We start from the raw sequence: 19,577 nt of genomic DNA on the forward strand, positions 1-19,577 counted from the left end.
CCCTGCTGTTGTTCTACGCAGCTCCGGCCGGGGTATGACCACCGGTCGCGAGCCGATCACCGATGGCCCGCAGGCCGGCGAGGTCATGTACATCGCCGGGCAGCGCGGGCACTTGGGCCACCGCCACTTCGGGGTGGAGCGCGGTGAAGCGGTCGCGCGTTCGCTGTTCACGCGCGAGCACCTGCATTCGTTCGGCGTGCAGGCGCAGCAGACCCGCCGTCAGCTGTTCTGTGGTGTGATCCACGGCGGTGTGATCCGCGGCCGGGTGATTCAAGGCGGTGTGATTCACGGCATCGGTATGAGCCACGGGCGGGGATTCGGGAGAGGCGGCCGTGGCGTCATGCACACCAGCATTCCCGGACCTCTGATCCACAATGCGGCCCTCGTCAAGATTTTCTGCGGCGGCAAGCGCCCGCTCGGCCGACAGCCGGGCGGCGCCGCTGCCATGGACCCTGTTGAGGACCAGACCGGCCAGCGGCATCTCCTCCGCCGCCAGCCGCTCCACGAAGTACGCCGCCTCCCGCAGCGCGTCCCGCTCCGGCGCCGCGACCACCAGGAACGCCGTGCCGGGTGCCTGCAGCAGCCGGTAGGTGGCGTCGGCCCGGGTGCGGAAGCCGCCGAACATGGTGTCCATCGCGGCCACGAAAGTCTGCACATCGCGTAGAAGTTGACCGCCGAGCAGTTTGCCGAGGGTGCCGGTCATCATCGACATGCCGACATTGAGGAACTTCATCCCCGCCCGGCCGCCCATCTTCGCCGGGGCCATCAGCAGCTTGATGAACTTCCCGTCCAGGAACGACCCGAGGCGCTTGGGCGCGTCCAGGAAGTCCAGCGCGGAGCGCGACGGTGGGGTGTCGACGACGATCAGGTCCCACTCGTCGCGGGCGCGAAGCTGGCCCAGCTTCTCCATCGCCATGTACTCCTGCGTGCCCGCGAAACCGGCCGACAGGGACTGGTAGAAGGGGTTCTCCAGTATCGCGCGGGCCCGCGCGGCGTCCGCGTGCGCCTCGACGATCTCGTCGAAGGTCCGCTTCATGTCGAGCATCATGGCGTGCAGTTCGCCGTCGCCCTCGATGCCCTTGACCCGGCGCGGGGTGTTGTCGAGGGAGTCGATGCCCATGGACTGCGCGAGCCTGCGGGCCGGGTCGATGGTGAGGACGACGACCTTGCGGCCGCGCTCGGCCGCCCGTACGCCAAGAGCCGCGGCGGTTGTCGTCTTGCCGACGCCGCCCGCGCCGCAGCACACGATGATGCGGGTGGCGGGGTCGTCGATCAGCGGGTCGACCTCGAGAGCGGCCGACGCGTCCAGGGTCATGAGCCGGTCCCTTGCTTTCGCAGTTCCTTCGCCAGTTGGTAGAGCCCGGCCAGGTCGACTCCCTCGCTCAGCAGGGGGAGTTCGTACGCGGGCAGGCCGAGGACGGACAGCGCCGCGCGCTGCTCGCGCTCCAGCTCGACACGCTGGGCGTGGTCGGCGGCCTGCTCCAGGAGCGGTGTGACGAGCTTCGCCGAGCCGCTGACGCCGGCCGTGGTGAGCGCCTTGGCGATGTCCGTGCGCCGGTCGCTCGACGCGCTGCGCACCGCCCCCTCGTCGAGGATGTGCGGACGCACCATGTTCACGATCACCTTGCCGACGGGGAGGTCGGCGGCGCGCAGCTCTGCGACGCCGTCCGCGGTCTCCTGGACCGGCATCTCCTCGAGCAGCGTCACCATATGGACGGCCGTCTCGGGGGACTTGAGGACACGCATCACGGCCTGGGCCTGATTGTGTATCGGGCCGAACTTGGCCAGGCCCGCCACCTCGTCGTTCACGTTCAGGAAGCGGGTGATGCGGCCGGTGGGCGGGGCGTCCATCACCACGTAGTCGTACGCGAATGTCCCCTGCCTGGTCTTGCGGCGTACGGCTTCGCAGGCCTTGCCGGTCAGCAGTACGTCCCGGACTCCGGGTGCGACGGTCGTCGCGAAGTCGATCGCGCCGAGCTTCTTGAGCGCACGGCCCGCGCTGCCCAGCTTGTAGAACATCTGGAGGTAGTCGAGGAGCGCGCGCTCGGCGTCGATGGCCAGCGCGAACACCTCGCCGCCGCCCGACGAGACGGCGATTTTCCGCTCCTCGTACGGAAGCGCTTCCGTCTCGAAGAGCTGCGCGATGCCCTGCCTCCCCTCGACCTCGACGAGGAGAGTCCGCTTTCCCTCGGTCGCGAGGGCGAGCGCGAGGGCGGCGGCGACCGTCGTTTTACCGGTACCGCCCTTGCCGCTGACGACCTGGAACCTGCTCACGTATTCGAGCCTAACCAGTCGGGCCGCCGCCTACGCACGAGGCTACCTGCGGACTGCGTCACGAGGCTGCCCCTCGGGACGGCTACAGTCGGCTCCATGACCAAGTGGGAATACGCGACCGTGCCCCTTCTCGTGCACGCGACCAAGCAGATTCTGGACACCTGGGGCGAGGACGGCTGGGAGCTCGTCCAGGTCGTTCCCGGGCCGAACAATCCCGAGCAGCTCGTGGCGTACTTGAAGCGGGAGAAGACTCCGTGAGCGATGCACGCGCGGCTGCCGGGCTGCAGTCGAACACGATGCCGGCACCTCTGCGCCGCGTGGGCGGAGAAGCGATCGAAAGGGTAGGGGCATGAGCGGTGTTGTCGACGCGAAGCTCGCCGAACTCGGGCTGACGCTGCCGCAGGTCGTGCCGCCGCTGGCCGCGTACCAGCCGGCTGTGATCTCGGGTGCGTACGTCTACACCGCGGGCCAGCTCCCGATGGTGGAGGGCAAGCTTCCGGTCACCGGCAAGGTGGGCGGTGAGGTCACCCCGGAGGAGGCCAAGGAGCTCGCCCGCACCTGTGCGCTGAACGCGCTGGCCGCCGTGAAGTCGGTCGTCGGCGATCTGGACCGGGTCGCGCGGGTTGTGAAGGTCGTCGGCTTTGTCGCCTCGGCCGCGGACTTCACCGGCCAGCCCGCCGTGATCAACGGCGCGAGCGAGCTGCTGGGCGCGGTGTTCGGCGACAAGGGTGTGCACGCGCGCAGTGCGGTGGGCGTCGCGGTGCTGCCGCTGGACTCTCCGATCGAGATCGAGATCCAGGTGGAGCTCGTCCAGGACTGAACCTCGGGACTGAACCTGGACTGAACCCCAGGGCTGAGCCTCGGGACTGAATCCCCAGGGCTGAACCCGGACTGAACCGCCGGTCAGCCTGCATATGGCCCCGTGCCTGCCGATTCTCCGGCGGGCACGGGGCCTTGTTCGTCTGTGGCAATCCCCTGCATCGCTCTTGACGTGGACGCGTCGGCTGGTGTGATCTGTCCATGGTTAGGAATGTTTCCTAACCATCTGAACGCCGTACGTCTCCATCTCCCTCGTCCCCCAACGAAAGCGGGAGGGATCCGTGGCACCAATCCCCCGTCGGTCGCGCAGAGCGATCGGCGTTCTCGCGGCTGCGGCCACCGCAGCGTTAACCGTGGCCTTACCGACCCCGAGCAACGCCCAGCCCGCCGACCCCGCAAAGGCAGGGGCCGTCAAGGCCGCACCCGTCCGCTACGAAGCCGAAGCGGCGACCATCTCGCAGGGCGCCGCCGAGTCCAACCACACCGGCTTCTCCGGCACCGGTTTCGTCAACTACACCAATGTCGCCGGTGGCTATGTGGAGTTCACCGTCAACGCCCCGGCGGCGGGCAGCGCCACCCTGGCACTCGGCTTCGCCAACGGCACCACCGGGAACCGCCCGCTGGACATCTCCGTCAACGGAGCCGTCGCCGCCGGCAACGTGGCCTTCCAGCCCACCGGCGCCTGGACCACCTGGTCCTCCGTCACCACCACGGTCACGCTCAAGGCCGGCGCCAACACCATCCGGGCCACCGCAACCGCCGCCGAGGGCGGCCCCAACCTCGACTTCATCGACGTCACACCCGCCGACGGCCAGGCAGGCACGGACTACGAGGCCGAGTCCGGGACGATCTCCCAGGGCACCGTCGAGTCCAACCACGCCGGCCACTCCGGCACCGGCTTCGTCAACTTCCAGGCCGTGACGGGCGCGTATGTGGAGTTCACCGTCGACTCCACGCAGGCTGCGCCCGCCAAGCTGGACTTCCGCTACGCCAACGGCACCACCGCCAACCGTCCGCTGGACATCACCGTGAACGGCACCTCGGTCGCCGACGACCTCGCCTTCCCCGGCACCGGCGCCTGGACCACCTGGAAGACGGCCACCGCCAACGCGACCCTCAAGGCGGGCGCCAACAAGATCCGCGCCACCACGGCAGCGGGCGACGGCCCGAACCTGGACAAACTCACGGTCACCGCGAGCGGCCCGGCCGACACCGAGAAGCCGACGCCGCCCGGGAACCTGCGCAAGGACAAGGAGCCGACGGCGTCCACCGTTTCGCTGGCCTGGGACGCGTCCACCGACAACGTCAAGGTCACCGGTTACGACATCTACCAGCACGGCCAGCTGATGAAGCAGGTCGACGGGAACACGCTCGCCGCCACGGTGGAGAACCTCAGCCCGGAGACCTCGTACGACTGGACCGTCTTCGCCCGCGACGCGGCAGCCAATGTCTCGGCCGCGAGCAACGCCGTCACCATCGCCACGCTGCCCGCCCCGCCGGACAACGAGCCGCCGAGCGTACCGGGCAACCTGCGCTCCACCGGCAAGACCGCGACCAGCGTCGACCTCGCCTGGAACGCCTCCACGGACAATGTGAAGGTCACCGGTTACGAGATCCACCGCGACGGCGCGGCCGCCGGAACCGCCGACTCGACCTCGACGACCATCGCGGGCCTGAAGGCCAACACCGCGTACAAGTTCAAGGTCAGGGCCTTCGACCTGAAGGGCAACAAGTCCGACTTCAGCCCGGAGATCACCGTCACCACCGGCGGCAGCCAGCCGGGCGGTGTCCCGGACCCCGGCAATGTCTCGACCCTCGCCGGCGGCGTGGATGTCGGCTGGGGACTGGGTTTCCTGCCCGACGGCACCGGCGTCTACACCGAGCGGAACACCTTCAACGTCTACAAGCTCACCAAGGCGGGCCAGAAGACCCTCCTCGGCAAGGTGCCCAACTCCCAGACCACGGGCGGCGAGGGCGGCCTGATGGGCATCGAGATCAGCCCGAACTTCAACACCGACCACTATCTGTACTTCCTGCACACCTCCTCGGACGGCAACCGCCTCGCGCGGATGAAGCTCGAGAACAACGCCCTGAGCGGCTACACGGTCCTGCTCGACGGCATGGAGAAGAGCCGCTTCCACAACGGCGGGCGGCTGCGCTTCGGCCCCGACGGCAAGCTGTACGCATCCATGGGTGACGCCCAGAGCAGCAGCCGGGCGCAGGACAAGAACTCCCTCAACGGCAAGATCCTCCGTATCAACCAGGACGGCTCCATCCCGTCGGACAACCCGTTCGGCAACGCTGTCTGGTCGCTCGGTCACCGCAACCCGCAGGGGCTCGACTTCGACTCCAAGGGCCGGCTGTGGCAGGCGGAGTTCGGCAACAGCAACATGGACGAGGTCAACCTCATCCAGAAGGGCGGCAACTACGGCTGGCCCAACTGCGAGGGCACTGCCGGTGACTGCTCCGGCTACATCGCGCCGAAGAAGACCTGGCCGACCGCCTCGGCCTCACCCAGCGGCCTGACGATCATCAACGACCATGTCTTCGTCGCAACGACGAGGGGCGAGCGCGTCTACCGGCTGCGCATCGACTCCAGCAGCAACCTGGTCGAGCAGAAGACGTACTTCCAGGGGACGTACGACCGGCTGCGCACGGTCGAGGTCGACCACGACGGCGACATCTGGCTCACCACGTCGACCGACAAGGACGGCACGAACGGAAACGACCGGATCCTCTTGATCGACATCGTCTACTCGGGCGGCAATCCGCAGCCCGGCGACTTCAAGCTGACCAGCAGTGCCTTCAGCGACAACGCCACCATCCCGGCCAGGTACACCTGTGCCGGCGACGGCACGGCGGGCCAGGATCCGTCGCCGCCGCTGGCCTGGGGCGCGGGAAGTGCCGGGGCGAGGAGCTACGCGGTCGTCTTCGCCGACGTCGCGAGCGGCGGCAACAAGCTGCACTGGGCGATCTGGGACATCCCGGCGGCGAACCTCTCCCTGCCGGAGGGTCTCGGGTCGGGCTTCAACGTCCCGGGCCAGGACGGCGCGAAACAGAAGGCCATGGGCAGCGGGGCCAACTCGCAGAAGTTCTTCGGACCCTGCCCGGGCGGCTCCACGCACCCGTACACCTTCACGCTGTACGCGGTGAACGCGGTGACCGTGCCGGGGCTCACCTCGGGCTCGTCCATGGCTCAGATCGAGACGGCGATCAAGAACGCGAGCACCGCGAATGTGAAACTGCGCGGCAACTCCAACGCCGGTACGTGACGGATGGCTCGAGGGGCGGCCTGCCTGGCCGCCCCTCGAACATCCCGACGGATGCGCATAGCATCCGTCCATGTCCAATGGTCAGTGGTACCCACCGGAGTGGCCGGACCGGATTCGTGCGCTCGCGAGCGGTGAGCTCACCGCCGTGCCGCCGAAGCGGGCCGCGACCGTGATGCTGCTGCGCGACACGCCGGACGGCCCTGCCGTCCACATGCTGCGCCGACGCGCCTCCATGGCTTTCGCCTCGGGCGCGTACGTATATCCGGGCGGCGGCGTCGACCCGCGCGACGACGACCATCTGGTGCGGTGGGCGGGCCCCTCGCTGGACGACTGGGCGGCCCGGCTGGGAACCGGTCGGGCCGAGGCCCAGGCCATTGTGTGCGCGGCGGTCAGGGAGACGTACGAGGAAGCGGGCGTCCTGCTCGCGGGCCTCACGCCCGACACGGTCGTCGGCGACACGACGGGCGACGACTGGGAGGCCGACCGCAAGGCGCTGGTCGACCGGGACCTCTCCTTCGCGGACTTCCTGGACCGGCGGGGCCTGGTGCTGCGCTCGGACCTGCTGGGCGCGTGGGCGCGCTGGATCACCCCGGAGTTCGAGCCGCGCCGCTACGACACGTGGTTCTTCGTGGCCGCGCTGCCGGAGGGACAGCGGACGCGGAACGCCTCGACGGAGGCGGACCGCACGGTCTGGATCCGCCCGGCGGACGCGACGGCCGGCTACGACAAGGGCGATCTGCTGATGATGCCGCCGACGGTCTCGACGCTGCGGGGGCTTCAGCCCTACGGAACGGCGGCCCAGGCGCTGGCGGCGGCGGGGGAGCAGGATCTCACTCCCGTACTGGCGAAGGCGCGGCTGGAGGGCGGGGAGCTGGTGCTGAGCTGGCCGGGCCACGATGAATTCACCAAGCACGTGCCGACGGGCGGCATCACGGCGGAGGGCGAGCGATGACGGAAGCCGCCGCGTCCCGCCGCCACACCGGAGGTGTGCGATGACCGACGCCGCTGCCCTGCCCGGACAGCCCCGTGGTGGCGTGCTCTCCGGGCCCGCCACCGCACGCGCCGTCAATGTCCTCGCGCCCAACGCCTCCGTGATGACTCTCGACGGCACCAACACCTGGATCGTCTCCGAGCCGGACTCCGAACTCGCCGTCGTCATCGACCCCGGGCCCCTCGACGACATACACCTCCAGGCCGTCATCGCCACCGCCGAGAAGGCGGGCAAGCGGGTCGCCCTGACCCTCCTCACCCACGGCCACCCCGACCACGCCGAGGGCGCCGCGCGCTTCGCCGAGCTGACGCGTACGCACGTCCGCGCCCTCGATCCGGCGCTGCGGCTCGGCGACGAGGGGCTCGCGGCGGGCGATGTGATCCGTGTCGGCGGGCTGGAGATGCGCGTGGTCCCCACCCCCGGCCACACCGCCGACTCGCTCTGCTTCCATCTCCCCGCCGACCGGGCCGTGCTGACCGGCGACACCATCCTGGGGCGGGGTACGACGATGGTCGCGCACCCGGACGGGCGGCTCGGCGACTACCTCGACTCGCTGCGCAGGCTGCGCTCGCTGACGGTCGACGACGGGGTGCGCACGGTGCTGCCGGGCCACGGGCCCGTACTCGACGACGCACAGGGCGCGGTCGAGTTCTATCTGGCGCACCGGGCGAACCGGCTCGCCCAGGTGGAGACGGCGGTCGAGGCCGGTCATGTCACGCCGGCGGACGTGGTCGCCCATGTGTACGCGGACGTGGACAGGTCGCTGTGGCCGGCGGCCGAGCTGTCGGTGCGGGCGCAGCTGGAGTATCTGCGCGAGCACGGCCTGATCTGAAACCGCCGCCGGGCCCCAGGCGTCGGATGCCTTGACCCATGCTTTACGCTCCGCTTACTTCTGGCATCCGTTCCTGGGGGGAACCACGTGTTTGTCCTGTTCATCGTGCTCGTCATAGCCGCAGCCGTGATGTTTTTCGCCGCCCGCGGCAGCGAGCGCCGCGGCCTGAAGCTCGGCGCCCTCGGCGCGCTGATCGCCGGCCTGTTCTCCGGGATCTTCAGCTGTGTGCACATCGTCAGCGCCTACGAGGTCGGCGTCCCGGTCACCTTCGGCAAGGTCGGCGCCCCCATGAACCCCGGGGTGAACCTCACCTCGCCGTTCACGAACGTCACCACGTTCTCCACCCGCCCGGTGGACCTCAACCTCTCCGACAAGGACGTGGTCGAGGTGCGGTCCTCGCAGGGCGGCGTGATGTACGTGGAGCTCACCGTGAAGTGGGCGGTCACCCCGGCCAAGGCCGTCGAGCTCTACAGGCTCGCCGGCAGCGAGGACGCCATCCAGCAGCGGCTGGTCTTCCCGGACAGCCGCGAGATCATCCGTAACGTCTTCGCCCGCCACACCAGTGAAGAGGGCTACACCTCGGCCCGCGAGAAGATCAACACCGAGATCGGCGACCTGATCAAGGAGCGGCTCGCCCCGCGCGGCATCGACGTCACCACCGTCAACCTGCGCAATGTGAAGCCGTCCGACCGGCTGCAGGACCAGATCGACCGCAAGATCCAGCAGCAGCAGGCGACGGAGCGGGCGACGGAGGCGGCGCGCACCGCCAAGGCGGAGGCCGAGCGCCGCAGGATCGAGGCCGAGGGCATCGCCAGGGCCAACAAGATCCTGAACGAGTCGCTCACCGACAGGGTGCTCACCAACCAGTGCATCGACGCCTTCAAGGAGGCCGCGGCGAAGCACCCGGTGTACGCGGTGCCGTGCGGCGGCGGCAGCGGAAACCCGCTGATCGTCGACGGCACGAAGAACTGACGGCACCAAGAACTGACGTAACGCCCGTACGGAAGCGAAAGGGCCGCCCCGGTCGACTCCGGGGCGGCCCTTTCGCGTTCGTACGTCAGACGCTCAGCGTGAACGCTTGGCGAGGCGCTCCACGTCCAGCAGGATCACGGCCCGCGCCTCCAGTCGCAGCCAGCCGCGCTGCGCGAAGTCGGCCAGCGCCTTGTTCACCGTCTCGCGGGAGGCGCCGACCAGCTGGGCCAGCTCCTCCTGAGTGAGGTCGTGGACGACGTGAATGCCCTCCTCCGACTGCACGCCGAAGCGGCGCGACAGGTCGAGGAGCGCGCGGGCCACGCGGCCCGGCACGTCGGAGAAGACCAGGTCGGACATCTGGTCATTGGTCTTGCGCAGCCGGCGGGCGACCGCGCGCAGCAGCGCGGTGGCCACCTCGGGGCGTGCGTTCAGCCAGGGCTGGAGGTCACCGTGGCCCAGGCCGAGGAGCTTGACCTCGGTCAGCGCGCTGGCGGTGGCGGTGCGCGGCCCCGGGTCGAAGAGCGACAGCTCACCGATCAGCTCGCCCGGGCCGAGGACGGCGAGCATGTTCTCGCGGCCGTCGGGGGACGTGCGGTGGAGCTTGACCTTGCCATCCGTGACCACGTACAGGCGGTCGCCGGGGTCGCCCTCGTGGAAGAGAGCATCGCCGCGGGCGAGCGTCACTTCACTCATCGAGGCGCGGAGCTCCGCGGCCTGCTCGTCATCGAGCGCCGCGAAGAGCGGGGCGCGCCGCAGAACGTCGTCCACGAGTTCTCTCCTTGTCGACCTGCTCAGGGGACCGTGGCCCCCATGATGCCGGACCGCGCTGTGCTGGTCCGGAGGACAACCCCCGGACCCCCGGCAGTAAAAATTCGTGCGATCAGTCACAACAAGTTTGACGCACGGGAGCGCCTGTTCGTACGGCAGGGGCCCGATTGGGTCCTGATTACCAGGGACCGGGGCGGATGTCAGCGGTGGCCCGTAGGCTGACCGGGTGTCCAATTCGCCGGTGAGAGCGCAGGCCAAGGGGGCTGGGAGAGTGTCCGGAAAGCAGAATTCCGCTGTGGGCGAACAGTCCTCGCCCAACCCTGAGAAAGCGACAAAAGCCCCCAAACCGGAATCGCGACTGGCGATGGTCCGCCGCGCCCGCCGGATCAACAGAGAGCTGGCCGAGGTCTATCCGTACGCCCATCCGGAGCTCGACTTCCGAAATCCCTTCGAGTTGCTGGTCGCTACCGTCCTGTCCGCCCAGACGACGGACCTGAGGGTGAACCAGACCACGCCCGCGCTCTTCGCGAAGTACCCCACGCCCGAGGACCTCGCCGCCGCGAATCCGGAAGAGGTCGAGGAACTCATCCGCCCGACCGGCTTCTTTCGCGCCAAAACCAAGTCGATCATGGGACTCGCGGCCGCTGTCCGGGACGATTTCGCGGGCAAGGTCCCCGGCCGCCTCGACGACCTGGTGAAGCTGCCCGGAGTGGGCCGCAAGACGGCGTTCGTGGTTCTCGGCAATGCGTTCGGAGTGCCCGGACTCACTGTCGACACCCACTTCCAGCGCCTTGTGCGCCGCTGGAAGCTGACCGAGCAGCAGGACCCGGTGAAGATCGAGGCCGAGATCGCCGCGATGTTCCCCAAGAGCGAGTGGACGATGCTCTCGCACCGGGTGATCTTCCACGGCCGCCGGATCTGCCACGCCCGCAAACCGGCCTGCGGCGCCTGCCCCATCGCGCACCTCTGCCCTTCGTACGGAGAGGGTGAGACGGACCCTGTGAAGGCGAAGAAGCTGCTGAAGTACGAGATGGGCGGCCAGCCGGGCCAGCGCCTGAACCCGCCCCCGGACTACCCGGGCAAACCGGCTCCGGCCCTGGGAGCGGCCGGGTGACCTCGCACGTCGTACGACTCACGGAACGATCCAAGCGCCCCAAGGCGTTGTGAATGAGGGGGTGCCAAAGATGCGCGCTGAAGGAGAAACGTACGACCGCGATGTGGCCGTCACGACCGACGGCCTGCCCGCGTGGCTCGACCCCGTCGTGGGCGCCGCGGACACCGTCGAGCCCCAGCAGCTCAGCCGCTTCCTGCCGCCCGAGAGCGGCGGCGGCCGGCAGTCCGCCGTCCTGATCCTGTTCGGCGAGGGCGCCAAGGGCCCCGAGCTGCTGCTCATGGAGCGCGCCGGCAGCCTCCGTTCGCACCCCGGGCAGCCCTCCTTCCCCGGCGGCGCGCTCGACCCCGAGGACGGCGACCCGGCCACCACCGGACCGCTGCGCGCCGCGCTGCGCGAGGCCGAGGAAGAGACCGGCCTCGACCCGACGGGCGTCCAGATCTTCGGCGTACTGCCCAAGCTCTACATCCCGGTGAGCAGTTTCGTCGTCACGCCCGTACTGGGATGGTGGCGCACCCCGAGCCCGGTCGGAGCGGTCGATCCCGCGGAAACCGCGCGGGTCTTCACCGTGCCCGTGGTGGATCTCACGGACCCGGCCAACCGTGCGACGGCCGTGCACCCAAGCGGCCACACAGGACCGGCGTTTATGGTCGAGGGGGCTCTGGTCTGGGGTTTTACCGCCGGTGTGATCGATCGCATTGTGCACTTCGCAGGATGGGAACGACCATGGGACCGCGCCAAGCAGGTCCCGCTCGACTGGCGCTCATGACAGGCTGACCCCGTGCCGCGCCCCCAGGGGCGCGGCATCGAAGGCGGCTCGGCAGCGGGCGGCCAGGACCCCCAGCCGGACGGAGCACCCGGCGACGAATCTGCGAGGCTAATGACGGTGAACGTGCTGGACATCCTGTTGCTGGTCGCCGCCGTGTGGTTCGCGATCGTCGGCTATCGCCAGGGCTTCGTCGTCGGCATCCTGTCGGTGATCGGTTTCCTCGGCGGCGGACTTGTGGCGATCTATCTGCTGCCCGTCATCTGGGGCCAACTGACGAACGATTCCGAGGTGTCCACCACGGCCGCGGTCATCGCCGTCGTACTGGTGATCGTCTGTGCCTCGGTCGGCCAGGCCTTCACCACCCACCTCGGCAACAGACTGCGCCGGCACATCACCTGGTCGCCCGCCCGCGCCCTGGACGCCACCGGCGGCGCGCTGGTCAACGTGGTCGCGATGCTGCTGGTCGCCTGGCTGATCGGCTCCGCGCTCGCCGGGACCTCGCTGCCCACGCTCGGCAAGGAAGTCCGTAACTCCAAGGTGCTCCTCGGGGTCTCCCGGGTGATGCCAAGTCAGGCGAACACCTGGTTCACGGACTTCTCCTCCGTCCTCGCGCAGAACGGCTTCCCACAGGTCTTCAGCCCGTTCGCCAACGAGCCCATCACCGAGGTCCAGGCCCCGGACCCGGCGCTCGCGGGCAGCCCGGTGGCCGCCCGGGCCCAGCAGTCCATCGTCAAGGTCGTCGGCACCGCGCAGAGCTGCGGCAAGGTCCTCGAAGGCACCGGCTTCGTCTTCTCCGACCGCCGGGTCATGACCAACGCGCACGTCGTCGGCGGCGTGGACGAGCCGACCGTGCAGATAGGCGGCGAGGGCAGGCTGTACGACGCGAAGGTCGTGCTCTACGACTGGCAGCGCGACATCGCCGTACTGGACGTACCAGACCTGAGGGCGCGGCCGCTCCAGTTCGCCGACTCCGACGCGCGCAGCGGCAACAGCGCGATCGTCGCGGGCTTCCCGGAGAACGGCTCGTACGACGTGCGCTCGGCCCGCGTCCGCGGCCGGATCAACGCCAACGGCCCCGACATCTACCGCCGCGGCACCGTGCAGCGCGACGTCTACTCGCTCTTCGCGACGGTCCGTCAGGGCAACTCCGGCGGTCCGCTGCTCACGCCCGACGGCAGGGTGTACGGCGTCATCTTTGCCAGGTCACTGGACGACCCGGACACCGGCTACGCCTTGACGGTCGACGAGATCCGCGACGACATCGCAGTCGGCCTGACCGCCAACCAGCAGGTCGACAGCCAGGGGTGCGCGCTGTAGCGGGAGGGGGCCGACGTCAGCTTCGGGTATGCCGCAGTCGCGCCGAGACCCAGCGGGCCCGGCGCCTCAGGATGCGGGAAATGCCGATCCCTTGCCCCGGATGCTCATGGCCCTCGCTCTGAGGGCCACCTCTCTCGTGGGTGATCGGCCCACTGGCCGAGCGGCGGTTGCGTGCTGCGTCACCATAGTCGTGCGTCCAGCCCATACCCCGAGGTTTGCCCGTGCCCCATGGTCGGTAATCGCGTCAGGGGCGGCCAATTGGCCTATGCGCCGGGCATTTGGCCACTGGTCGTACAAGCGTTCACGGGGGTGTGTGGCGGCGGGGCCGTAGCAGCGACTACCGGTCGGGCTCGGGGTCCTTCAGCCAGTTGATGAGCTCGGTGGAGAACGCCACGGGGTCCTCCTCATGAGGGAAGTGACCGAGGCCGTCAAACAGCCGCCAGCGGTACGGCGCTTCCACGTACTCGCCCGACCCCGCGGCGCTGCGCGTCCGCATCGCCGGGTCCAGCGAGCCGTGCAGATGCAGCGTCGGAACCCGCACCGGCCGCTTCATCCGGCGGTTGAACTGGATCCCGTCCGGCCGTGCCATCGACCGCACCATCCACCGGTACGGCTCGATCGAGCAGTGCGCCGTCGACGGGATGCACATCGCCCGCCGGTAGACGTCGACCGCGTCCTCGTCCGGCAGCTGCGGCCCGGACCAGTCCTGGATCAGCTTGCCGACCAAGGCCGCGTCGTCCGTCACCAGCTGACGCTCCGGCAGCCACGGCCGCTGGACGCCCCAGATGTACGACCCCGCACGGCTCTGCGAGAAGTCGGAGAGCATCGCCGAACGCCACCGGCGCGGATGCGGCATCGAGGAGACCGCGAGCCGGCGCACCAGCTTGGGCCGCATCACCGCCGCGGTCCACGCCAGATAGCCGCCCAGGTCGTGCCCGACCAGCGCGGCGTCCGGCTCGCCCAGCGAGCGCACCACGCCGGTGATGTCGAGCGCGAGGTTCGCGGGGTCGTAACCCCGCGGCGTACGGTCGCTGCCGCCCACACCCCGCAGATCCATCGCCACCGCCCGGAACCCGGCGTCGGCGAGCGCGGTCAGCTGATGCCGCCATGTCCACCAGAACTGCGGAAAGCCATGGAGCAGCAACACAAGCGGCCCATCGCCCATCTCGGCGATATGGAAGCGCGCACCATTGGCAGCCACGTCGCGATGTGTCCAGGGACCATCGATGCGTACGGGGCTTCCAGTACCGGTATCAGGGGCCGTCATGCAGACGAGCGTGCCACAACTGAGCACCCCACGGTCACCAAGCCCGTCCCCAACAGGGCGACGGGCCGCCCCCGAGGCCCGCTGCGCCGGTGCTCACCGGCTCCACGACCGCGGGCCTCAGACCGGGACCTTGTCCTGCGCCGGCCGGGGGTGCGGCTTGACGCCCTGCAGTACGGTCGCCGTCTGCTTGGCCGAAGCGATGGACCTCTCCGGCGGCTTGACCTTCTTGAACTTGGCGACGGCGAGCAGCGCCAGCAGCCCCGCAAGCAGCAGGAATGCCACGCCCACGATCAGGAAGGACCAGGCCAGACCGAGCCCCAGATTGTGAATCCCGTACGCCGCCGCGAAGCTCAGAACCGGCAGCGAGAAGAGCACGAACACTCCAGCGATGGTGATGGCCAATCCGCCGATCGCGCCGCGCTTGACGTCCTGTCGCAGCTCCGCCTTGGCCAGGGCGATCTCGTCGTGCACAAGCGCGGACATCTCGGCGGTCGCCGAGGCAACCAGCTGGCCGAGACTGCGTTCGGCGCCGACAGCCTTCGCCGCGCTGTTGCCGGGGTCGCTCATCGCTGACTCCCTCTCCTCATCAACGGATCCGTCGTCAGATCATGCCGGACTGTCGAGCATTGTGCCCCGCCAGGGGGGTTGTGGCGCTGCCTGCGCCTGACATGCTGCCGGGCGGTGAACGTTGGTCGTTGCTGGTCGCCGTCGGCGGCTCTCCGACGGCCCACAGACGGCCCGCGTTCGGCAGCCCACGCAGCGTCTGGACGACAGCATTGCTTTCCATCGCGGGCGGAGGGTGACCCCTTGTCCTCCTTAATAAGAGGGGAGCCCTGTGGTGCGAGCGGGTGCCCGAGTCTAGGATCGAATGCATGTCCGAATTTTTGTCCCGCCTGGATCGTCTGCGCATCGTGCGTGAGTGGCAGGCGTACCAGCTGGGCCGGACCGACCGGACGATCGCAGAGCTGGAGCGGCAAGAGACTGCGGCCGTCCGAAAGGCGCGCACCCTATCTCCGCCGGAGGCCAGCTGGAAGCTCGGCATGCACAGGGCGGGGGGCCAGCCAACTCCCGAGGCCGTCCACACCAGCGACTGCGGCATGGCGGGGAAGCGCACCAGGCCCATGACCTGCGAACAGGCTCTTTATGCGATCACGAAAGACGGCATTCCGCCGTGCCCGTACTGCCGGCCTGACACCGACCTCGGTGTGCTGTGAGCCTCGAACCATCGCAGCCTGAAGGTATGGGCGATGCGCCGATCATTGAAGCTTCGCCATCTTCGAACGTGCTGGTCAGCGGGGCTGGTGTGACGGGCTGCTGGCGTACTCGTGCTGGTGGTGGGCGGCAGTCTGGCGTGTAGATCGTTTGGCAGGGGGGTCTTTGCGGATTCCGCTCTGTCCCTGTCCGTGTAGCTCCTATTCTCCGGCAGAACATGCCGGGGGTGGCGCCCGAGGCTGTCGGACCGGGCTTGTCGGTCCGACAGCCGCCGATGTCAGGCCAGTGCGGCTCCGCCGTCGAGGGTGAGCACCGTGCCGGTCGCGTAGCCGTTGCTCAGGAGGTAGAGGTAGGCCGCCGCAGCCTCCTCGGGGCTGCCGACGCGCTGCACGGGAAGGCCGCTGCCTTGCGCTTGGAGGAAGGCCTCCGGCTCGGGCACGGTGCTGTCCCAAAGCTCGGTGCGGATCGCGCCGAGGCGGACCGCGTTGACCCGCAGTGGGGCGAGTTCAAGGGCTAGGGCTCGCGTCAGACCCTCGACGGCTGCTGTGATGCTTGCGCCGAGCGAGGCTCCGGGGGCGGGCCGGGTGGCGAAGGCGCCGGAGGTGAAGGTGATCGAGCCGCCGGGACGGAGCTTCGGCGTCGCGTACTTCGCGGCGAGCAGGGCACCCCAGAAGCGGCGCTCGAAGAACGCTCGGGACTCCTCGGCGGTGAGGTCGGCGAGCGGCTTCAGCAGCAGGGACTCGCCCGCCGTGTAGACGAGGTGGTCGAACTCGCCGATCCGGTCGAAGAAGGCGGCGAGCGCGGCCTCGTCGGCGACGTCCAGCAAGATGCCTTCGGCCGGGCCACCGAGCTTCTTCACCGCCAGGTCGACCCGGCCCTGGCTGCTGGAGGCGACGACCACGTTCGAGCCCTGAGTCGCTGCGGCCTGCGCAACGGCGAATCCGATGCCGGAGGTACCACCTATGACGACGACACGCTGGGTGTCTGCTGTGTTGTTCATAGCGAGGACGCTACGTGTCACGACCGAGACAATGAATGGCCTGAAGTCTTGATTCTTTGTCTGATCGTCTCGATCTCGGTACGCTATGGTGAGTGTATGGACATACTCAGCGACACGCTTGCGGCCCTGCGCACCGGGCGTCCGTCTGTTGTCCGTACCGACGCGCAGGCGCCGTGGGGTGTGCGCTTCCAGCCCATCGCGGGAGCCGGATTTCACGTCGTCGTCGAAGGACACTGCTTTCTCCTGCCGGTCGGCGGCGATCCGATAGCCCTGGGCCCCGGCGACGTCGTGTTCCTGCGGCGTGGCACCGATCACGCCATCTGTGACGCGGTCACCAGCGAGCTGGTCGCCTTCGAACCCGACCGCGTCGACACCTCCTCGCCGATCGGGTGTTTCACCGTCGAGGGCGACGGCGCTCGCAGCGTGCTGGTATGCGGGGCCTACCACCTCGACATCGACCGGCCGCATCCGCTGCTCGGCGACCTCCCGGAGGTCATCCACCTCCCGGCCAGCCCCGGTCGCCATCCGGCGCTGCGCTCGGCGGTCGACCAGCTCTGCGCCGAGATCCACCAGCCTCAGCCGGGTTCGGACTCAGTGGTCACGACGCTCGTCGATCTGCTGCTTCTCTATATTCTGCGGTCCTGGTACGCCGAGTTGCCCAGGGAGCAGACGCAGAGCTGGGCCTCGGCACTGAACGACCCGTTGATCGCCCCGGCGCTGAAAGCGATCCACGACGACCCGGCGCATCCGTGGACCGTCGAATCGCTGGGGAGCCGGGCCGGGCTGTCGCGCGCCGCGTTCGCCCGGCGGTTCACCACGGTGGTCGGCGAGCCGCCGCTCAGCTACCTGACGACGTGGCGGATGGCCATCGCGGCGCGGATGCTGCGCGAGACGGTCGACTCGCTGAGCGCCGTGGCCGAGAACGCTGGCTACACCTCGGAATTTGCGTTCGCGAAGGCCTTCAAGCGGCACTTCGGCGCCCCGCCTGGGGCATATCGGCGGGAGCGGCGGACGGCGTCGGCTTCGCTGTCGGTGCCGGTTTGATTCTCTTGGGCGGGAGTCTGGGTTCTTGATCGTTCGTCAGCGTGTCGCGGCGGCCGGGCCGGAGCGGGGCGAAGACAGGAGCATCGGGCAAGGCGCCAGGCCGCACGCGCCGCGCTGGGCTCGACGGATGCGACTTGAAATCGTTGAGAAGGCTTCTACTCAAATTACGGTGCTGCTGGGCACCCATTGGCTCAGCGACTCGCACCTGCGCCGTGCGGCATGAGTCGACTCGTGAAGCCCGCTCGGCACAGCCTGTCGTAGGCCGCCGTCACGTCAACCGGCACCGGCTGGCTGATGATGAACCCATGCTTCGGGTAGATCAACAGCCGCTGTAGAGCACCGACAAGCATGTCGATCACCAGGCCCGCATCCTGGATGGAGTCCACGTACTCCTCAAGGGTCATCGGAGTGGACGCGCTCACGATTTCAACCTCGGGCCATAGCTTGCGTGCCGTTGCGTACGCGCGCCGTTCCTCGTACGGCTTGCTGATCAGCAGCACGGACGAGACCCCGACGCCAGCAGTTTCCAGGACCGCCCGCGAGAAGCGGATGTTCTCGCCTGTGTTGCGCGCGTGGGGCTCGACCAGCACCGCGTCACCGGGAACACCCAACTCCAGCGCCCGCTCGCGATAGTGGACCGCCTCGCCGCGCGGCATGCGGTCCTGCGTCGTGCGGCTCGTAGCCCCCGTGAAGACGATGAGCGGCGCCAAGCCTCGCTTGTAGAGGTCCACCGTGGTGTCGGCGACGCCGAGGTCGTGGCTGCCGAGACCGATCGCGACCGAGCACTGCCGCAGCTCGTGGTGCATCTGCTGGTAGTCCCAGAGGAGCTGCGCATCCGCCCACGACTGCTCCGAGATCACTGCCCCGCCTCCTGATCCTGTGCCGAGTCGGGCACCTTGAAGTCGTACTCCCACGCGAAGCGCGAGGCGGCGTGGAGTCCGATGGCGAACTCAACCACCGTGCCGTCGGCGGTGAACGTGGTGCGGTGCAGCTCGACGACCCATTCACCGGGCGTCAGTTGAAGGAGCTTCGCCTCCTCTGCCGTGGGGACTCGGGCGAAGAGCTGTTCCTTCATATGGTCGATCTCGTATCCCGCGTCGTACAGGACCCGGAAGCCTCCACCGCGGCCGGCCGGACCGGGGCTTGGGTCGACGATGCGCGTCCCCTCGACGTGTTCGGGACGGTAGTAGCTGGTCAGGGTGTGCGTGGGCTGGTCGCCTTCCTTCACCAGGCGGGCGCGTGCGTACACCTCGGCACCGACTGGCAGGCCGACCGCCTCAGCGACAACCGGCGGGGCTTCGACGCGGGAGACCGTCTGCGTCTGCTCTCCGCGGCGATAGGCCCGGCCCGACGCCACGCGGTCCGCGATGAACGCCACCTCGTCACCGTCACGCCATTTCGCCTTGTCGTACCGCGCGATCCCCAGCCGCTTGAGCGGGGACTGCTGCCGTACGACCGTGCCGTGCCCGCGGGACGAGGTGACCAGCCCTTCCCCCTCCAGCGCCTTGTAGGCCGCGTGGACCGTGGACTTTGAGCCCTCTCCAGCCTCGACGAGATCGCGGATGTGCGGCAGTTGCTGGCCTGGCGCGTACTCGCCGTCCCTGATGCGTGCGGCCAGCTTGTCCGCCAGCTCTCGCCACTTCGGTGCCATGCACGACTCCTCTCAACCCGACCAGTGAAACACAGTCCCAGGACTGTTGACAGTCCTGGGACTGTGGGTGCATGGTCTCCATAGGTCGCTCGCAGTCCTAGGACAGCGAAGCGAACTCGTTCGGAGGGCCTTCTTTGTGCTGCTCCGAAACGCACAACAAAGGGGCCCCGGACAGAGGGGGCCGAGGGACCCGGACCCCTGGTCAACCGGAGGGCACAGACCGAAAGGTCACGTCTCTGCCTAAGACGGGAGCTCGTGTTCCCGAAGGAGACATACGC

20 protein-coding genes are annotated in these 19,577 nt (G+C 68.9%); 11 read left to right on the forward strand and 9 right to left on the reverse strand.

The features are described 5' to 3' along the window. Window positions 1-13 precede the first annotated feature (13 nt). Complete coding sequence (gene bagB / locus ACZ3H8_RS20265; protein ID WP_467403678.1) at window positions 14-1,315, reverse strand: ATPase BagB; 1,302 nt, start codon at window positions 1,313-1,315, stop codon at window positions 14-16. Continuing rightward, window positions 1,312-2,274, reverse strand: a complete 963-nt coding sequence (bagA, locus tag ACZ3H8_RS20270) for an ATPase BagA (RefSeq protein WP_467403680.1) — start codon at window positions 2,272-2,274, stop codon at window positions 1,312-1,314. Before bagA ends, bagB begins: the two co-directional genes overlap by 4 nt. Window positions 2,275-2,370: 96 nt before the next feature. Here bagA and ACZ3H8_RS20275 point away from each other — a divergent pair, with 96 nt between their 5' ends. The 6 genes from ACZ3H8_RS20275 (at window position 2,371) to ACZ3H8_RS20300 (ending at window position 9,160) form a co-directional block, all read left to right on the forward strand. Then, window positions 2,371-2,532 carry a DUF4177 domain-containing protein gene (locus tag ACZ3H8_RS20275; protein WP_307661985.1) on the forward strand — a complete coding sequence of 54 codons (162 nt, stop codon included), beginning with the start codon at window positions 2,371-2,373 and terminating at the stop codon, window positions 2,530-2,532. A gap of 91 nt (window positions 2,533-2,623) precedes the next feature. Then, on the forward strand, window positions 2,624-3,094 hold the full coding sequence (locus ACZ3H8_RS20280; RefSeq protein ID WP_467403683.1) for a RidA family protein: 471 nt from the start codon (window positions 2,624-2,626) through the stop codon (window positions 3,092-3,094). A 352-nt stretch (window positions 3,095-3,446) separates the two neighbouring features. Further along, window positions 3,447-6,365: a PQQ-dependent sugar dehydrogenase gene (locus tag ACZ3H8_RS20285; RefSeq protein ID WP_467403685.1), complete on the forward strand. Its 2,919-nt coding sequence runs from the start codon at window positions 3,447-3,449 to the stop codon at window positions 6,363-6,365. A gap of 70 nt (window positions 6,366-6,435) precedes the next feature. After that, a complete protein-coding gene (locus tag ACZ3H8_RS20290; RefSeq protein WP_467403687.1) occupies window positions 6,436-7,317 on the forward strand; it encodes an NUDIX hydrolase in 882 nt (293 codons plus the stop codon). A 40-nt stretch (window positions 7,318-7,357) separates the two neighbouring features. Continuing rightward, window positions 7,358-8,188, forward strand: coding sequence for an MBL fold metallo-hydrolase (locus ACZ3H8_RS20295; RefSeq protein ID WP_307661981.1), 831 nt, complete (start codon window positions 7,358-7,360; stop codon window positions 8,186-8,188). An 87-nt stretch (window positions 8,189-8,275) separates the two neighbouring features. Continuing rightward, window positions 8,276-9,160, forward strand: a complete 885-nt coding sequence (locus ACZ3H8_RS20300) for a prohibitin family protein (RefSeq protein ID WP_467403690.1) — start codon at window positions 8,276-8,278, stop codon at window positions 9,158-9,160. 93 nt (window positions 9,161-9,253) lie between these two features. Here ACZ3H8_RS20300 and ACZ3H8_RS20305 read toward each other — a convergent pair whose 3' ends face one another. Continuing rightward, window positions 9,254-9,928, reverse strand: coding sequence for a Crp/Fnr family transcriptional regulator (locus tag ACZ3H8_RS20305; protein ID WP_215097273.1), 675 nt, complete (start codon window positions 9,926-9,928; stop codon window positions 9,254-9,256). A gap of 271 nt (window positions 9,929-10,199) precedes the next feature. Here ACZ3H8_RS20305 and nth point away from each other — a divergent pair, with 271 nt between their 5' ends. The 3 genes from nth (at window position 10,200) to ACZ3H8_RS20320 (ending at window position 13,125) form a co-directional block, all read left to right on the forward strand. Next, window positions 10,200-11,042: an endonuclease III gene (gene nth, locus ACZ3H8_RS20310; protein ID WP_467403692.1), complete on the forward strand. Its 843-nt coding sequence runs from the start codon at window positions 10,200-10,202 to the stop codon at window positions 11,040-11,042. Window positions 11,043-11,112: 70 nt separating this feature from the next. Continuing rightward, entirely contained in the window at window positions 11,113-11,808 is a 696-nt protein-coding gene (locus ACZ3H8_RS20315; protein WP_467403695.1) for an NUDIX hydrolase, read from the forward strand. A gap of 117 nt (window positions 11,809-11,925) precedes the next feature. Then, the gene (locus tag ACZ3H8_RS20320) at window positions 11,926-13,125 is read left to right on the forward strand and encodes a MarP family serine protease (protein ID WP_398990752.1); all 1,200 of its coding nucleotides are present in this window, start codon (window positions 11,926-11,928) and stop codon (window positions 13,123-13,125) included. 16 nt (window positions 13,126-13,141) lie between these two features. Here the strand turns inward: ACZ3H8_RS20320 and ACZ3H8_RS20325 are convergent, their stop codons facing one another. The 3 genes from ACZ3H8_RS20325 to ACZ3H8_RS20335 form a co-directional block, all read right to left on the reverse strand. Further along, window positions 13,142-13,330, reverse strand: a complete 189-nt coding sequence (locus ACZ3H8_RS20325) for a hypothetical protein (RefSeq protein ID WP_356227423.1) — start codon at window positions 13,328-13,330, stop codon at window positions 13,142-13,144. A gap of 132 nt (window positions 13,331-13,462) precedes the next feature. After that, window positions 13,463-14,392: an alpha/beta fold hydrolase gene (locus ACZ3H8_RS20330; protein ID WP_467403696.1), complete on the reverse strand. Its 930-nt coding sequence runs from the start codon at window positions 14,390-14,392 to the stop codon at window positions 13,463-13,465. Between the two features lie 117 nt (window positions 14,393-14,509). Beyond that, window positions 14,510-14,959 (reverse strand): phage holin family protein, encoded by a 450-nt coding sequence (locus tag ACZ3H8_RS20335; RefSeq protein WP_467403699.1) that lies wholly within the window; start codon window positions 14,957-14,959, stop codon window positions 14,510-14,512. 305 nt (window positions 14,960-15,264) lie between these two features. On the opposite strand from ACZ3H8_RS20335, the gene ACZ3H8_RS20340 reads away from it, so the two are divergent. Next, the gene (locus tag ACZ3H8_RS20340; RefSeq protein ID WP_467403700.1) at window positions 15,265-15,606 is read left to right on the forward strand and encodes a DUF6233 domain-containing protein; all 342 of its coding nucleotides are present in this window, start codon (window positions 15,265-15,267) and stop codon (window positions 15,604-15,606) included. Between the two features lie 275 nt (window positions 15,607-15,881). Here ACZ3H8_RS20340 and ACZ3H8_RS20345 read toward each other — a convergent pair whose 3' ends face one another. Beyond that, window positions 15,882-16,604, reverse strand: a complete 723-nt coding sequence (locus ACZ3H8_RS20345) for an SDR family oxidoreductase (RefSeq protein WP_175257269.1) — start codon at window positions 16,602-16,604, stop codon at window positions 15,882-15,884. A gap of 96 nt (window positions 16,605-16,700) precedes the next feature. On the opposite strand from ACZ3H8_RS20345, the gene ACZ3H8_RS20350 reads away from it, so the two are divergent. Further along, window positions 16,701-17,648 carry an AraC family transcriptional regulator gene (locus ACZ3H8_RS20350; protein WP_467403703.1) on the forward strand — a complete coding sequence of 316 codons (948 nt, stop codon included), beginning with the start codon at window positions 16,701-16,703 and terminating at the stop codon, window positions 17,646-17,648. Between the two features lie 191 nt (window positions 17,649-17,839). On the opposite strand, the gene ACZ3H8_RS20355 is transcribed toward ACZ3H8_RS20350, so the two are convergent. Beyond that, entirely contained in the window at window positions 17,840-18,508 is a 669-nt protein-coding gene (locus ACZ3H8_RS20355; RefSeq protein ID WP_467403704.1) for a YdcF family protein, read from the reverse strand. After that, window positions 18,505-19,299 carry a GntR family transcriptional regulator gene (locus ACZ3H8_RS20360; RefSeq protein WP_467403705.1) on the reverse strand — a complete coding sequence of 265 codons (795 nt, stop codon included), beginning with the start codon at window positions 19,297-19,299 and terminating at the stop codon, window positions 18,505-18,507. Before ACZ3H8_RS20360 ends, ACZ3H8_RS20355 begins: the two co-directional genes overlap by 4 nt. Window positions 19,300-19,577 lie beyond the last annotated feature (278 nt).

This window comes from Streptomyces sp. NPDC002868 (assembly GCF_055563295.1).